This window comes from Chryseobacterium sp. FP211-J200 (assembly GCF_001643375.1).
Classification (GTDB): domain Bacteria; phylum Bacteroidota; class Bacteroidia; order Flavobacteriales; family Weeksellaceae; genus Epilithonimonas; species Epilithonimonas ginsengisoli.
The window spans coordinates 48736-65000 of the sequence record NZ_LSHB01000016.1; the positions used below are offsets into that span (position 1 = coordinate 48736).

At 37.4% G+C, this 16265-nt stretch carries 16 protein-coding genes and 1 other RNA gene; 9 read left to right on the forward strand and 8 right to left on the reverse strand.

The genetic code is table 11. The annotated features are described in order from the left end of the window. Positions 1–6: 6 nt before the first annotated feature. The 4 genes from AXA65_RS06415 to glyA form a co-directional block, all read right to left on the reverse strand. Positions 7–789: a polysaccharide biosynthesis/export family protein gene (locus AXA65_RS06415; RefSeq protein ID WP_063969298.1), complete on the reverse strand. Its 783-nt coding sequence runs from the start codon at positions 787–789 to the stop codon at positions 7–9. A 47-nt stretch (positions 790–836) separates the two neighbouring features. Further along, the gene (locus AXA65_RS06420) at positions 837–1493 is read right to left on the reverse strand and encodes an outer membrane beta-barrel protein (RefSeq protein ID WP_063969299.1); all 657 of its coding nucleotides are present in this window, start codon (positions 1491–1493) and stop codon (positions 837–839) included. 100 nt (positions 1494–1593) lie between these two features. Continuing rightward, entirely contained in the window at positions 1594–2070 is a 477-nt protein-coding gene (locus tag AXA65_RS06425; protein WP_256333766.1) for a regulatory protein RecX, read from the reverse strand. 65 nt (positions 2071–2135) lie between these two features. Next, complete coding sequence (gene glyA / locus AXA65_RS06430) at positions 2136–3404, reverse strand: serine hydroxymethyltransferase (RefSeq protein ID WP_063969300.1); 1269 nt, start codon at positions 3402–3404, stop codon at positions 2136–2138. A 163-nt stretch (positions 3405–3567) separates the two neighbouring features. Between glyA and AXA65_RS06435 the strand changes: the two genes are divergently transcribed. Continuing rightward, positions 3568–3864 (forward strand): hypothetical protein, encoded by a 297-nt coding sequence (locus AXA65_RS06435; protein WP_034962796.1) that lies wholly within the window; start codon positions 3568–3570, stop codon positions 3862–3864. A 113-nt stretch (positions 3865–3977) separates the two neighbouring features. Here AXA65_RS06435 and AXA65_RS06440 read toward each other — a convergent pair whose 3' ends face one another. The 4 genes from AXA65_RS06440 to AXA65_RS06455 all read right to left on the reverse strand — a co-directional run bounded on the left by AXA65_RS06440 (position 3978) and on the right by AXA65_RS06455 (position 9383). Continuing rightward, entirely contained in the window at positions 3978–4865 is an 888-nt protein-coding gene (locus AXA65_RS06440; protein ID WP_063969302.1) for a DUF72 domain-containing protein, read from the reverse strand. Positions 4866–5080: 215 nt separating this feature from the next. Next, on the reverse strand, positions 5081–6736 hold the full coding sequence (locus tag AXA65_RS06445) for a ribonucleoside-diphosphate reductase subunit alpha (RefSeq protein WP_063969338.1): 1656 nt from the start codon (positions 6734–6736) through the stop codon (positions 5081–5083). Positions 6737–7217: 481 nt separating this feature from the next. Continuing rightward, positions 7218–8192, reverse strand: a complete 975-nt coding sequence (locus AXA65_RS06450; protein ID WP_063969303.1) for a ribonucleotide-diphosphate reductase subunit beta — start codon at positions 8190–8192, stop codon at positions 7218–7220. Between the two features lie 375 nt (positions 8193–8567). Then, positions 8568–9383: a hypothetical protein gene (locus AXA65_RS06455; RefSeq protein WP_063969304.1), complete on the reverse strand. Its 816-nt coding sequence runs from the start codon at positions 9381–9383 to the stop codon at positions 8568–8570. A gap of 292 nt (positions 9384–9675) precedes the next feature. Here AXA65_RS06455 and AXA65_RS06460 point away from each other — a divergent pair, with 292 nt between their 5' ends. From AXA65_RS06460 to AXA65_RS06495, 8 genes are all read left to right on the forward strand, one after another. Next, on the forward strand, positions 9676–9891 hold the full coding sequence (locus tag AXA65_RS06460) for a hypothetical protein (protein ID WP_131797778.1): 216 nt from the start codon (positions 9676–9678) through the stop codon (positions 9889–9891). Positions 9892–9978: 87 nt separating this feature from the next. Next, positions 9979–10377, forward strand: a transfer-messenger RNA (tmRNA) gene (gene ssrA / locus AXA65_RS06465). Between the two features lie 200 nt (positions 10378–10577). Next, positions 10578–11873, forward strand: a complete 1296-nt coding sequence (locus AXA65_RS06470) for a tyrosine-type recombinase/integrase (RefSeq protein ID WP_063969306.1) — start codon at positions 10578–10580, stop codon at positions 11871–11873. Between the two features lie 39 nt (positions 11874–11912). Further along, positions 11913–12497: a hypothetical protein gene (locus AXA65_RS06475; protein WP_063969307.1), complete on the forward strand. Its 585-nt coding sequence runs from the start codon at positions 11913–11915 to the stop codon at positions 12495–12497. Next, entirely contained in the window at positions 12497–12808 is a 312-nt protein-coding gene (locus tag AXA65_RS06480) for a DUF3853 family protein (protein WP_063969308.1), read from the forward strand. Before AXA65_RS06475 ends, AXA65_RS06480 begins: the two co-directional genes overlap by 1 nt. 703 nt (positions 12809–13511) lie before the next feature. Further along, positions 13512–14258 (forward strand): hypothetical protein, encoded by a 747-nt coding sequence (locus tag AXA65_RS06485; protein WP_063969309.1) that lies wholly within the window; start codon positions 13512–13514, stop codon positions 14256–14258. Positions 14259–14441: 183 nt separating this feature from the next. Next, positions 14442–14735, forward strand: coding sequence for a helix-turn-helix domain-containing protein (locus AXA65_RS06490; protein ID WP_063969310.1), 294 nt, complete (start codon positions 14442–14444; stop codon positions 14733–14735). A gap of 3 nt (positions 14736–14738) precedes the next feature. Further along, the gene (locus tag AXA65_RS06495) at positions 14739–16235 is read left to right on the forward strand and encodes a phage/plasmid primase, P4 family (protein ID WP_063969311.1); all 1497 of its coding nucleotides are present in this window, start codon (positions 14739–14741) and stop codon (positions 16233–16235) included. Positions 16236–16265 lie beyond the last annotated feature (30 nt).

Here is a 16265-nt window from a genome sequence, read left to right on the forward strand (position 1 = left end):
GAACAATTAACGTGAAAATCTAATAACTAAAGCCACTAAACTTAAGCCTACTGCCAAAAGTTGTAAGAACAAGGCTCTATTAGGATTCGTTGTATTGGCTGCAATCTGAGCATTTCTATCCGGTTCTACATAGAGAATATCATTTTGCTGTAAATAATAATAAGGCGAATTCACGATGCTGGCATCAGAAAAATCTATAGCTACCAGGGTATCTTTCTGTGTTTCTTCAGAATATCTCAACAGTTTTACGTTTGTTCTATCTGCCGCTGGATTCATATCGCCAGCCAAGGCTATCGCTTGGAAGAGATTAAGCTTTTCCTTGTTGGTGGTCTTTTGCCCAGGACTTCCCACCGCTCCCAAAATACTGACGCTGAAATTTGTCAATTTGATATCCACCCTTGGATCTGTCAAATAGACCTTTAAGCGTTCCTCAATATCAGTTTCCAGCTGCTTCTTTGTCATTCCCAAACAATACACCCGTCCTAATACAGGCATCACGACATAACCTTCCGGAGAAACCGTATATTGCCCATCAGCACCCGCATTACCCTCTTGGTTGGGATCGTTGGTTGTTGCCATTGAAGTTAAATTGAAAGGCTTAACCGCTATCTCGTCAAAAGCGGACACTTTGATATCCAAAACATCCGCTTCTTTAATTTTCAGCCCAGTATATCTGGCTTGGCTAACTTCCTGCTCGAAGTTGTGATTGCTCATGTAGATCATGTTCTCTTTGGGCTTACAAGAACAAGCCAAAAAGAATATCAGCAATAGAAATATTTGTTTCTTCATTTTAAGTCTGCAAAAGTACAAAAAACTTTCACAGTAATATTTTAACGTTAATACGACTCCCCTAAGTAATAACTAACGCCAATTGCCAGGAATCTATTGTATGTGGTCTGAGCTGTGTAATCTGGGTAGATCTTTGCAAAGCCTCTATCAAATCTAATAAACACCTCCAAAGACTCAGCCACCTTAGCACCTGCCTTCACAGAAAGTCCGTAACTGAATTTATTCATTCTCTGACCCAGACCAAATAATTTTGGATCTTTTCCAGCAGCCAAGGCTTCATTTACCGCATTCCCTTCATCTGTTTTCTCGCTTGCCAAAAACTCCAATTTGGGACCCGCCATAAAGTAAATATCGCCTTTGTAGCCTTGATTCTTTAGATAATATTTGATATAAAGTGGTACGCCTACATAGACATTGCTGTACTTTTGGTAGTTGATCTTATCCTCGTTCCAATCACCTTTCTCACCCATGGTGTAAACTTCCAACTGCGGTGTGAAATACAACCAAGCAGAGTCATAGATGTCATTTGGCACCAATGCAAAGTCTGCAAAAACCCCAATATTACCACCCCAAGCAGGTTTTCCAACGCCATGGATCCCAGGCATTGAGCTTTTATGCACACTCCCCGTCACACCATACTTTATAGACTGCGCACCTACAAACCCAAACAACAAGAGCGTGTATATAAGAATAAGTTTTTTCATGAACTTTAAATTGAGCTAATTTGGGACGAAATTATGAATTTTTTATTTATTTTAAGAAAATAATTTGTTTTTGATGTGTTAATTACAATATTAATTTAATTTAACTTTGAATATCCTGATTATTAAAAACTTCCAAGATCACGTCATATTCGTAGCCTTTGGACATCAAATGTCTGATCGTTTTGCTTTTCTTCTGGTAGTCCTTCAAACCTTTTTGGGTGGAGAAATAATTTTGATAAAGCTTGGCCAGGGTTTTTTCATAATCCTCTTCGTAGATCTCATCCATAGAATTTGAGATCAATTTTTCATTGATCCCTTTTTGCTTCAGATTCATCCTGATCTTGTTCCTTCCCCACTGCTTGATATAGAACTTCCCTCGAATATAGCTTCTCGTGAAACGTTCTTCATTCAGATAATTCTCTTTCATCAAGTAGAGAAAGATCTCATCTTTCGCTTCCGGAATCAGTAAAAAATCTCTCATCTTCTGCTCTACCTCAGCATGACAACGGTCTTGATAGACGCAGTAGTTGACCATCTTTTGTTTGATCTCGTCAAAAGTGTAGGATTTCTTTTCCATTGGTATTCAAACAAAAAAGAATGAACGAAATTGTCCATTCTTTTATTGTCAAGTTTAAAATTTTATTAATAATTGAAAAGTGCGTGACCCTCCATCAATTCATTCACTTTCTTTTTAACTGAACCTAAAACTTCTTCATTCGTAATATTATCGACAACCTCTGAAATTAAATTAGCAATAGTTGCCATATCATTTTCTTTTAATCCTCTTGTTGTAATTGCTGCAGTTCCCAGTCTGATCCCGGAAGTTGTAAATGGCGATTTGTCATCAAATGGCACCATATTTTTATTACAAGTGATGTCTGCTTTTACCAATGCTTTCTCGGTCTCTTTTCCGTTCACATTCTTGTTACGAAGGTCGATCAACATCAAGTGGTTATCCGTTCCGCCGCTTACAATTTCGAAACCGTTATCTACCATTGATTTTGATAATGCCTGCGCATTGGCCTTAACTTGCTTAGCATAAACTTCGAATTTAGAATCGATCGCTTCAGCAAATGCCACCGCTTTTGCACCAATCACATGCTCCAAAGGACCACCTTGGATTCCTGGAAAAACGGCGCTGTCCAAAACGGCACTCATCAGTTTCGTTTCGCCTTTTGGTGTTTTGTGCCCGTAGGTATTTTCGAAATCTTTTCCTAGCATGATCATTCCTCCTCTCGGACCTCTCAAGGTTTTATGCGTTGTAGTCGTCACCACGTGGCAATGTGCAAATGGGTCATTTAAAAGTCCTTTTGCAACCAAACCAGCCGGATGTGCAATATCTGCCCAAAGTGTAGCCCCAATTTCGTCTGCCACTTCTCTAAACTTGGCATAATCCAAATCTCTGGAGTAAGCTGAGAATCCAGCGATCAACATTTTTGGTCTTTCTCTCAAAGCCACTTCTCTCATCTGGTCATAATCGATCAGACCAGTTTCTCTTTGAACACCGTAAGAACAAACTTCATATTGAATTCCGGAGAAATTGACTGCAGAACCGTGCGTCAAATGTCCTCCCATAGAAAGGTCCATTCCCATCACTTTATCGCCGGGCTTCAAAATGGAAAGGTAGATGGCCGCATTGGCCTGAGAACCAGAATGTGGCTGTACATTCACATAATCCACGCCGAAAAGCTCTTTGGCTCTATCGATCGCTAATTGCTCTACTTGATCCACCACTTCGCAACCGCCGTAATAACGTCTGCCAGGATAGCCTTCTGCATATTTGTTGGTTAGTACACTTCCCATCGCCTTCATCACATTTTCGGAAACAAAATTTTCCGAAGCGATCAATTCGATTCCGTGGGTTTGTCTTTCTCTTTCTTTTTCAATGAGGTCAAAGATCGGGTCTTGCATTTTAGATTTATTTTTGTCAAAAATAAGAAATTCTGAAGATATTTTTATAACTTTCGCCGATTAACATTTAGTTAATATAATTTGACATCTTTTGGAAATTCAAACTTTCATTAGTGTGATGCAATAACATATGACCTTAAAAAAAATAATAAATATCTACAATATGAATTCTAAGAAAAAATATAAAAAAGAGCTTCTGAAATCTTTAAAATATATGGAAGCGGCGGAAAGCACTTCTCTGAAGGTGATGACCAACCTTATGCTTTTGAAAGAGTTAAAGGAAAACAACATCAGTTTCAAAAAAGGTGATGTCTTTTCTTTTGAAGACAACATCTTCGACTACAGTGAGGACAAAAATGTCCGCATTCTTGCCAAACTTCGTAAGAAAACGATGAAGGCGATGAACAAACTGGTTGAAAATAACAATTTCAAGGATAAAGAGCTTAAGTTTTTGGCTTAGGCCACCCCGTCAAAAATTCTTTGAATTTTCGTCGCCCCTCCAAGGGAGGGGAATTTTTGAAAAAAATTAATTCCCTTCGAACTGAAGGGAATTTTTATTTTTCTTTGAATCGATTAAAATAAAGTCGGTTGACCGTCCGCCATGACAGGAACATGAATATCCGTTTTCCATTCCTCATTCATTTTTTCAATTAAATGTGCGGATAAAAGTGGCGATGCTTTTTCAATATTTTGATGGACGAAGAAATATAAGTTTTGAAGTCCTTCTTTTTTCCATTTGGTCAGTCTTTTCAGCCAATCTTCCAATCTTTCGTAATCGCTGTCGGCATTGGCACCAACGTAACGGATAAAAGCATTCGGCGTCGTCAATCGCATATGAAGCATATCTCGTCTTCCTGCTGTATCGACGATGATATTGGTAATGTTATTCATTTCGAACAATTCACAAACCGTATTGAAAACCTCTTCATCGGTGAACCATTCCGTATTTCTGAGTTCAACCGCCAAGGGCACTTCTTTTGGCCAATCTTTTACAAATTTCTCCAGTCGTTCATAATCTTTTGGCTTGAAATTATCATGAAGCTGTAAGAAAACCATTCCCAACTTTTCATCAAAATTAAGAACTGCCGAAGCGAACTGCGTGACAACATCAGTTATATTCAACAATCTTCGGAAGTGGGAAACTGTATTGGTAATTTTCGGAAAGAATTTGAAATCTTTTGGTGTTTTCTCTTTCCAGGTCTTAACTTGTTCGGCAGTTGGCATTCCATAAAATGTAGCATTCAATTCAATCGAATTGAATTGTGTGGAATAATAAGTCAGTTCGTCTTTAGTTCCTTTGGGATAAAAGCCTTTAAGGTCGGTCTTGTTCCACTTGGCACAACCAATGGAGATATTCTCCAAACCTTTCTTATTGTGCTCGAGAATGAATTTGGTTTGAGGATGGTCTTTTGGCAATGTAAAATCTATCTGTGAAGGATCTGCAACTTGTCCGAATTTCATTTTGTAAGAAGTTAGAGGTTAGAAACTAGAAGTTAGTTTAGAACTTTAAAGTTAGGGAAAAGTTTTAATTATTTTAAACGCAAAGTCCGCAAAGATTTTTTGGAATATAAATCTGTTTTTAGGGTTCGCAAAGACGTAAAACTCACCAAAGAAATTCAAACAAAAAAAACCACAGAAAATTCTGTGGTTCAATTATTAATTCATTTTTTTTATTCTTAAGCCTCACAAGCCGAGCAACTCACAAAGTTGACCATCATTTCCTTAGAAACCGATGAACTTCTTTGGTAATACAAAGTTTTCACACCTTTCTTCCAAGCTTCGATCATCACATAATTCACATCTTTCACTGGCATTGTAGATGGAATCTGCAAGTTAAGTGATTGCGCCTGATCGATATATTGTTGTCTTTGAGCCGCCTGAGAAACGATCTCCATTGGAGAGATCTCACGGAACGTTTTGAATACTGCTTTTTCCTCATCAGACAAACCTTCAAGATGTTGTACAGAACCGTGGTTTAGCATAATCGTTCTCCAAGTTTCTTCGTTGTCCAAACCTTTTGCGTCTAGCAATTTCGCAAGATATTTGTTCTTACGCATAAAGTTTCCTTTTGCAAGACCCGCTTTGTAGTAGTTAGAAGCAAACGGCTCGATTCCAGGAGAAGTTTGTCCAAGGATTGCTGAACTTGAAGTCGTTGGCGCGATGGCCATCAAAGTCGTGTTTCTCAATCCGTAACCTTTCAACATATCCGGTTCGCCATAGATGTTTGCCAATTCTTTGGAAGCAATTTCAGATTGTTCTTTGATATGACGGAACGCCCTTGCATTGAACTGAGTCGCTTCGAAACTTTCGAACGGGATCATATTTTTCTGCAAATAAGAATGGTATCCTAAAACACCCAATCCTAAAGCTCTGTGACGCATTGCAAAATTTCTAGCAGAAGTCAAATAATAATTCCCTTCCGTTTTATCAATGAATTCTGAAAGAACCGCGTCTAGGAAATAGATTGCCAATTTCACAGCATTCGTATCTTTCCATTCGTCGTACAATTCCAAGTTCATAGAAGATAGACAACAGATGAACGATTCGTTGGCCGTAGAAGGCAACATGATCTCGGAACAAAGGTTACTTGCGTTCACCATCAATCCGGAATCTTTGTAAACCTGAGGCTTGTTTCTATTCACATTATCCGTAAAGAAGATATAAGGCAAACCTTTTTGCTGACGACTTTCTAGAACTCTCGCCCAGATCTTACGTTTGTCTGCATCACCATCGATCATATCCTGCATCCAGTAATCTGGAACGCAGATTCCTGTAAACAAGTTTTGGATCGGACTTCCGATATCTTTGATACTCAAAAACTCCTCGATATCGCCGTGGTCGATGTCAAGATACGCTGCAAAAGCACCTCTTCTTACACCACCTTGCGACACAACATCCATCGCTGTATCATATAATTTCATAAACGAAACCGCCCCGGAAGATTTTCCGTTGTCTGTCACCGCAGTTCCTCTGTTTCTTAATTCTCCAAAATAACCGGACGTTCCACCACCGATTTTCGTCTGCATGATCACCTCGCCCAACTTGTGCGTGATGCCTTCGATATTATCCGGCACATGAACATTGAAACAAGAGATCGGCAAACCACGTTGTGTTCCCATATTCGCCCAAACAGGAGAAGAGAAACTGATCCAGCCTTTCACTATCATTTCCTTGAAAGCCGGTTGCAATTCCGGTTTGTAAAGACGTTTTGCAGCTGCCGTTGTAATACGGTCGATTGCGCCATCTACAGTTTCACCTTTCAAAAGGTAGCCTCTGTTCAGCATTTGTTCAGACTCTTCGTTAAGCCACCAGATATCTATATTTTCGTCCATCATAACTTTTATATTTTAGGGAATTAGCAACTTATTAATTTTATTTGACTTACGTCGAACCACTTTGTTAGGTTTTGGGCGCCTTCATCCGTCTTCCGTTCCCGCTTTTTTCTGTCATTGCGAACGATGTGAAGCTATCCAATTGAACATTTCCACATCGCAATGCCAGAAAAAGAGCTCCACTCAAGCCGGGGCGCGCTTCGCCATTTTTGACGATTTCACATAAAAAAGAAAACTCCAAGAATTAAAAACATTTCTCAAAATTTTCTTTTTTACACCTTTCTCAGTTTGAAACTTTGAAAGGATTTTTATTCAGTTTTGTCATTTCGTAGGAATCTCGACAGCTTTGTTTAATTTCCTGCAGAATGGCAATGTGATGTACTTGTTGGATACAAAGTCCTTCGACTCCGTTCAGGATGACAACGCTGATATCAAAAGTTTACGACTCGCCAGCTTCAGACATCCAGCTTCCTGGCATAAATTAAAATAAATCGTTCGCAGTAATACTCTTATCGTGTTTTGTGTAATCTACCGGACGTTTTGCAAAGAAATCATCCATAGAGTTGGCGAAAACTTCTTCTTCGAACCATACCATTGGACGGTAATCTTCCGGAGAAACGTTATATCTTGTTTTAACACCTATTTTTTTCAAAGAGTCATCTACTCTGTATTTCATAAAATCTAATAGATTCTTTTTAGAAACTTTTTGCAATTCGCCTTGCTCGAAGATCCAGTCCAAAATGTTAGATTCCATTTCTATAGATTCGTCAACCAGGTCATAGATCGCTTCTATGTCTTCATCTGTCAACAGGTCAGGTTGTTCTTCACGGATCTTGTTGATCAAATAGATCCCGCCATTGGCGTGGATCTGCTCATCTACAGAAGTCCAGGCGATGATGTTGGACACATTTTTCATATAACCTTGGAATCTTGTAAACGACAAAATAATCGCAAACTGACTGAACAGGGACACGTTCTCTATCAAAATACTGAAAAGCAACAATGAAGAAACGTAAGCTTTCGGATCCTGAGAATTGGCGTTTTTCAACATTTTTCCAAGATATTCGATTCTGTCTTTTACGGCTGGAACATTCACCACTTCCATAAAGTCGTCGTTGTAACCCAACACTTCCAACAATCTGGAGTAAGCTTCGGAATGGCGGAATTCGCATTCTGCGAAAGTGGCACCCAGACCATTAAGTTCCGGCTTCGGAAGGTGGTCGTAAAGATTTCCCCAGAATGTTTTTACATTGACCTCTATCTGTGCGATCGCCAACAAAGCATTTTTGACCGCGTTTTTCTCGTGAGGCTCAAGCTGGGAATGGAAATCCTGAACATCGGCTGTAAAATCCACTTCTGAATGTACCCAATAAGACTTGTTGATAGCCTCTACAAATTGCATTACTTCTGGATATTCAAAAGGTTTGTAGCTTATTCTTTTATCGAAAATTCCCATTATCAGCTGTTTTTATCAATTAATTAGTTTCTATGAAAAGATAATGAATCGTAACGGAATATTTCTGCCTGAGAAATGCGTTATTTTTATCTTCTAAGTGATTACAAAAATAGAAATTGAAGTCTATAAATGAAAGGGCAAAATGAGGAAATGAGTCAAAAAACTGACAATCATCGGCAAAAGTTTTCCACATTATGTTAAAAGGTGGATGGATAGGGAATTCTTGATAATTTGAAATTCTCTAACAGCGTTAACTTGTCAAATTTAAATTAAACAAATGATGAAAAAACCCAATAACAAAGCATCAAAACAGTTAAACAAATAGAAGCACAAGGTCGGCTTCACGAAAAATGGAGATGGAAATGGTTAAAAATATTAACCTTCTGTCACCTTCTTGGAGAAGTTGTGCGTCTTGATATATTCCGCAAACACGACTTTGAGTTGGGTTTCTATCGCCACCTTGTTGAAATTGTTCCTGTAATTCTTGGAAAGGTCTTTCTGATCGTCGGCATAAGCCAGGAAAACATCAAAGTCATATTCGTCCAGACCGTATTCTGTATAGTAATCCAAATTGACCACGGCTTTCACACGTTTGTAAAACTCCTGTTTCTCAGAATAATTGGCGGTGGTTTTGGGCGATTGTGTGGCCTTCCCCAATAATTTCCCTACAACGCCAGCCAGTTTTACCATATCCATTTGTCCTGCCAATAGATTGGGCTGTTGGAAAGAGGAAGGTACTTTTGCTGATGGTGACACTTCATTTGGCGGCGTCCTCATATAATTGTTTATCGCCATATTGAGCGCAGTCACCTTGGGTGGCGGGTTGAGTCTGGCGACATCTTTTTTAAGGATCCCTGTTGGGCGGAATGTGAGTTTCACCTCTTCTATTTCTAATGGGATCGTGAAAAGTTTGACGTCCATGCTTTTTGAGAAATTCTCTGTGTTTACGATCAGATTTTTACGTTCGTAGCCTTGTCGTGCAATCCTCAGTTCGTCAGAAGCCTTGGCTGCGATGACGAAGTTTCCCATAAAATCCGAAACGACCACCTGATCGGTCCGAAGATTCACGATGCTGGCATTGGGCAATTTGTCGCCGTTCTCATTGGAGATATTTCCCATCACATAGTCTGACTGGGAAAATGCCTTGATGAAGAAAAGAAATATGATGAGTGACAGTAATTTGATTTTCACGGATTCTACGTTTTGTGCAAAATTAATTCTAATTGATCGAGTTATTATATGAAGGGGATCTTTGGATTGATAGTTTAACCGACTTTAAGGAGTTTTGTGATTTTTTTAGAAATTGGAGGTTTTGGTTTTGTTAAAATTTTTCTGACAACAATTTGAACCGTTAATAATTTGAACGCAAAGTCCGCATTTTTTATCATTGCTGAAAATATTTTTAAGATTCGCAAAGACGCTTCGCTCAACAAAGGGTTGGGAATCTCTCGCTGATTTGGCAAATTGTGCAGATTTATCAACTATGGATTTTGTTCTTATTGAAATGTTCTGGAAATGGACAAAACTTAAATTGTGGCGAAGCTGCGTAAGGGATGGTAGTGGAAATCCTTTTTGTCTTTGTGGAAGCGTCTTTCTTAGACCGATGGTGAAAGACAAAAAGATTGCAACGGACAGCCCGACCCGAGCTGCGGGAAAGTTTGGCGAGGGGTACGCCCAAATATTGATGAATGATGAATGATGATTGATGAATTATAAATGATAAGTGGTGATTGGAATTGGATTGGTAAATTAATTTTTTGTAAATTTGTCGTCTTATTTAAAAATTGGGGTTGACTGGTTTCGACAGCAAGGTCAATGGGTAAGTAAGCATGCAGAGAACCGTAGCGCGATCTCTTAAATCCCTTGCTACACACTTTTAACTGGCAACGAAGAGTTCGCTCTTGCAGCTTAATCCGAAGTTTAGTAGGATCCAGCGCTTTCCCGAAGATAGTAAGGAAGCAAGATGTCTCACAAACGCTCTGTTCTGCGGCGTTTGATCCTGGGGCATAGCAATGCAGAAATAAGGTTTTGGGCACTTCGACCAAGATTCGAAAATCTCAGAAGATAAGGTTTAGGTTGGGTGTTTGCTCTCTGCCTGAGCTCGAAAATCAATAGCGAAATAAGCATGTAGAAATCTTATGTATTGCTTGTTTGGACGAGGGTTCGAATCCCTCCAACTCCACAACCTACACAACAAAGGCACTCTTGCGAGTGCCTTTTTTCATTTAATTTTCATTTTAAAAACAACATTAACTGTCTGTTAATCAGCACCAATATAGTAGTTTAGTGTTGTTTGATATTTCTTGTTGTTTAAAGAAATTTGCACAAACATTACTACAATTCAATTTTTATTTTACATTTGTAGTAGAACAATTACTACAAAAAATGGCTTACAGTTTTTTTCTCAGAGGTACAAAGGATGTAAAGAAAATTTATATCTCCATAACGCACGGTTCCGATCTAAAAGTTATCCGGCCAACAGATTTTAAGGTCGATGTTAATAGCTGGGATAAAGTTCAGAAAAGAATGAAACTAAATGAAGTCGAAAGTCAGCTTAAGAATAGCGCGCCAATTAAAATACAGCGCCAGAATGCAATTGCTGACTTTAATAAAAAATTCTCTGATTTTGAGCAGGATTTTATCAGCTACTTCAATTCTCTACTGGATAACAATCGATTGACTGAAACAAAGCTTGTAGAATTCTTCACCGGACAAAATAAAACGAACGAAATCCCGACTGATTTTAAAAGTTTCGTAGATTATTATTGCGATATGAATATCGGGATAACAGAAAGCACGAAGAAAGTTTATAAAAGAACCAGAAATCTAGTGTCTGGGTTTAATCCTAAATTAAGAATGCAGGATATTGATGATCGATTCAAAAAAGATTTTGGGAGTTATCTTGACAAAAACAATTATCAAAGGTCGTATATCAGAAAAACTATCGGAAATGTTAAAGACTTCTGGAAATATGCAAAGAGAAAGAAAATCAATGTGTCTGATGATCCGGAATGGTGGGAACTGACAAAGGATTTCCCTGACTTAGCAAAAGACCTGGCAGATGATCCTTATTTAACGTGGGAAGAATTGGAAGCAATAAGATTAGTTGTGTTTGATAACAATTACCTTGACAACGCCAGAGATTGGCTCTTGATTAGCTGTTGGACCGCGCAGCGAGTATCTGATTTAATGGAATTCACTTTTGATAAAATTATCACTGACGAAAAAGGAAGTAAGTTTCTTCCAATCATCCAAGAAAAGACAGGTTCTAAAATAACGATTCCTTTATTTCAAGAAGTTGAAAGCATCCTTAACAAAAGGGATGGGAACTTTCCTAGGAAAATTAGTGATCAGAAGTACAATGATTATATAAAGCTTGTATGCAAGGAAGCAAAAATAACAGATATGGTTTTCGCTCCAAAATATAGACAGCCGGTCATAGTCAATGGCAAAACGGTGTACAGGAAAATTGTAGGCTTTTTTCCAAAGAATGAAGTGATCACAAGTCACGTTGGCCGGAGGACATTCGTTTCATTATTCATTAACAATGTAGATCTGGATTCGATCAGGAAAATAACTGGACACACACGCGATAAGATGGTAGAAGTTTACAATCGACTCAATTCCCTTGAAAGAGCTGAAATCACCAAAGCAAAATTCAGGGATGCTGGGTTTGAATAGAAACAAAAATCAATCAATAATATTTTAAAACAAAACAATATGAAAACAAATGTTAAAAAAATGCTCTGGGAAACAGAGGAAGGATGCTACGTGTATATAGACTCAAATGTACTCCTGGATGATTTAAAATTTAATAAAGGAAATCAATATCTGATGGAAATTTCCGGTATTGGTATCGTTAGAATGGTTCCTTATAGCATTAATAAAGAGAAAGGACACCTTGTTTATGACTGCCTTACAAATAAGGACCTATACAATGTCTCTCTTGATAGAATTTTATCAATCAAAGAAATTATTTCATATCCCTTACAACATTCTCCGGCAAAACATTTTGACGAGATTGAAAACAAGTATAGCGAGGAATTAATTTATAATATCGATAATCTTTTATCTGTGATTGAAGATAATGCAGTGGATATTTCCGAGAATGAATATTTGGATGAACCATTATGTGAAGAAGCAATTTACAGAAAGGCTTCTCAGATGGCTTCAATGTTACGTATTGCAAAAAAGGAAATTGATCATTTTAGTAATATTGTAATCGATGTAAACAAACTAAGAAAAGCAATTTATCCAGGAGAAAATATTGCATCCAGATACAGTAATAAATACTGCCCTGCGTAATGGAAATCACTCATAATAATCTGCCAGAAGCTTTGGCGCTACTCCTGCAGGAAGTTCGAGATCTTCGGCAACAAGTCAGTCAGCTGGAACCGCCAAAGCAAAAAGAAGAATTCTACGGAATTGCTGGAATTGCAAAGATCCTCAACTGCTGTAATACGACAGCACAGCGGATAAAAAACACAGGATATATAGATGGAGCATTGTATCAGGCAGGCAGGCAAATCTTGATTGATAAAGACAAGCTGCAGCAACTGTATAAAGAGAATGAACACAAGATAAAATCAAAAATCAGAAAATCCCTCGCGAAATGAATGGTTTTATAATGTGATTCAAACTCACCTTTTAAATACGGCCAAAAACCACATTATAGTAGGCCTACAGCAAACAAGGGTTGTCCACAATTGGACAAGGTGTTTTTATACTCGCCAAAACACTGTAAATCAGGCGACATAGAAAAACACTATGTCGCTCATAAAACGAAAATAATAGTCTGATGGTTTACCATAAAATTGTGGTAAACCTCAAATTTTAGATCTGTCCACAATTGGACAGACGTATTTCAAAGGGCAGATTAGCCTTTTGGAAATTAAAAAATATTAACTATAAAGGGTTCGACAAGTTTGTCGAGAGCAACGAAGTTAAAGATTTGAGCGTTTTCACAATTGTATGAAAGCGGGAGGAAGACTGATAGATCCGCACAAAGCTGTGCAGATGATAAAAGTGCAACTGTACATTTTAATGGGTATGCTCAAAATTGAGCCGACCTACCTCAGTTTGAGGAAGTATAAAAACGACAATTCACGCTTTTATGGAATCGGCTGAGATTTCAGCCGATTACTACAAAGATTTGTTGACTCCTCAAATTTGAGGTATCATAAAAACACAAATTCGTGTTTTTATGGAAATGGTTGAAGGTGGGAATGGCTGAAATTTCAGCTGTGAATAACAAAATAAAAGTTGTTTTTCAGCCTACATTTTCTACATTAGCTACATTTCGAGTAAAAATTGATAATTATGGATTACCTAAAAACTGGCTTGCCGGATCGATTTAAAAATGTTGTAACTGAATCAACGGATTTTGAAAATACAATTTTGTCGAACTTGGATAGGCAAATCATTGAAATTGCAAAGGAGATAAATTATTCGAGAGAAGAATTATCATTCTATTACTATGTCGAAAATATTAAGCGCAATATCTTAGAATTAAAAGCCGGCAACCAGCGCTCAATAATAAATTATATTACTGAGCAAACCGTTCCATTATTCGCAATTGCAAAAGATCAGGAAGTGACCAAATCCTTATTTCAAAATGATGTGATTAAAACCAGATTACCTCAAGCAGAAATCGACAGGAGAATAAATATTTTATCAAATGCCCTTTTAGGTATCTATCCGAAGGAAATAATTGAAAAAGAATATAACTTTTGTGACTTTACAATACATGACTACGACGAAAGGACAATCGAAAGTTTCTTAGGATACGCTAAATTCATTGAAAGTCAAAATTTCTCGCAAATCCGGAAGGCTATCTTAATTTTCGTGTTGATCGACCAAGGAGTTATCAAAGAAGGAATGCCATTAAAACCGGTCTTAGCTTCAATCTACGGAAACAGGAACATCAATAAGGTATATGAGCACCTCAGAGATTATGAAGAAGGATGCAGCTTTATTGATGACATAAAAAAAGATATTACCCATAACAAATACAAAATTTATATAGAAATCGAAAAAGGTGTGCTGTCACACTTTTCACACAAATAAAGAAACAATCATTTATACCTTTGTATTAAGTAAAACAAAAAACCTGACCGAAGCCAGGCAGAAAAAAGAGATAATTCCCTCAATTATACTGATTTGAATATTCGAACCTCCAAATCAGACTCTCCAAAATTACAAATTTTCTGCAAGCTTAGGAAGGATTTAAACAATTTTAAAACCGAACCTATGAAACCTACATTAGAACAGGTCCCTGCAATCGTTTCCAACATTCTGGAATCTCAACAAAAAATTGAAAAGTTACTTTCTGATTTTGGATCGAAATTCCAGTCCGTTAGCTCAGTTCCTCAGAAAGAACTTCTAACCAATAAAGAAGCGTGTGCGCTACTGGATATCAACCGGACTACTCTATGGAAGTGGGAAAAAGAAGGCATAATACAAGCACACGGTTTAGAAGGGCGCCGATATTTCAAATATTCCGAAATAATGGAAGCTTTAATTCCTCTTAACAATAAAAATTAAGATATGGGAATTGTTGACGAAATAAGACCTAAAAGAGAAACGGTCAAGGATCAAAGCCTAAATCAAAATCAGATTTTATCTGAAATAATTAAAAACCTAAAGCCCGCGGATTTCGTCGCGGAAGTCTTCCCAGTTGTTATTGAGCTCAGAGAAAAACACCAAAATGCTGATGAAGAAGAAAAGACTAAGATTGCGGAAAAGATTTCTAAACTAAAACTGCAGCAGAAAAACTACATCGTAATAGCGATTGAGAAAACTCTGCAGTTAGCTGAAAATCTGAAATTAGATTTTTGCTTACACAACAACATAGTATATACCTACAATGGTGTTTACTGGCAAAGCTTAGAGGATAATGAATTGGAAAGATTTTTAGGAGATTGTGCAAAAACTCTGGGAGTACCAAAATACGATGCATCATATTTCGATTTTCGAAGTAAAATGGTAAAACAGTTTTTTTCAGTTGCTCACCTTCCAAAACCGGAAACAAAAACAGAATCTGTACTTATCAATCTCCAAAATGGAACTCTCGAAATATCTCAATATGGGGTCAATTTGCGCGACCATTTACCAAGGGATTTTTTAACATATGTTCTACCATTTAACTATGACCCAGAAGCAACCGCGCCAATATTTAATAACTTCCTGAATGAAGTATTAAGCATTGAGAAACAGAAAGTAATTAGCGAGTATTTAGGCTATATCTTTATGAGACACGGAAACGGACTAAAGTTAGAAAAAGTTCTACTCTGTTATGGAACCGGTGCAAATGGAAAGTCTGTATTTTTCGATATCGTGACTGCTTTACTTGGGGACCACAACGTAAGTAATTTTTCTCTATCGTCCTTAACAAATGAAAACGGTTACTACCGAGCTAAGATTGCAAACAAACTTCTTAATTATTCTAGTGAAATCAACAACAATATTGAGGCAGCTATTTTTAAACAGCTTGCGAGCGGTGAACCAATAGAGGCTCGCAGCCCTTATTGCGAACCAGTTACAATTAAGAATTATGCTAAATTGATGTTTAACACCAACGGATTTTTGATAGGTGAACAAACGAATGCTTTTTTTAGAAGATTTCTAATTATTCATTTTGATAAAACAATTTCCGAGGAAAATCAAGACCCAGAATTATCTCGAAAAATCATCAATAGTGAACTGTCAGGCGTTTTGAATTGGGCCTTATTGGGCCTCACCACTCTTTTACGAAATAAAGAATTTACGCCTTCAGAAGAAATAAAGGAGACATTAAACGAATATCGGACACAATCAGATCCGGTGCAGATGTTTATGATTGATCAAGACATAAAACCTGGAACAAAGCCAATACCCTTAAAAGATCTCTATAAATCATTCAAAGAATTTTCAGAAGAAAACGGAAATAGATCTTTATCAATGAAAACTTTTGTTGAACGCCTTAGAATGGTAGGATTTGAAACTCAAAGATTATCATTAGGAAATGTTGTCTATGTAGCTGATGAAGTAAATGTAGGTCAATAAAAACCTTTTTTATTACAAAAATATATTAAG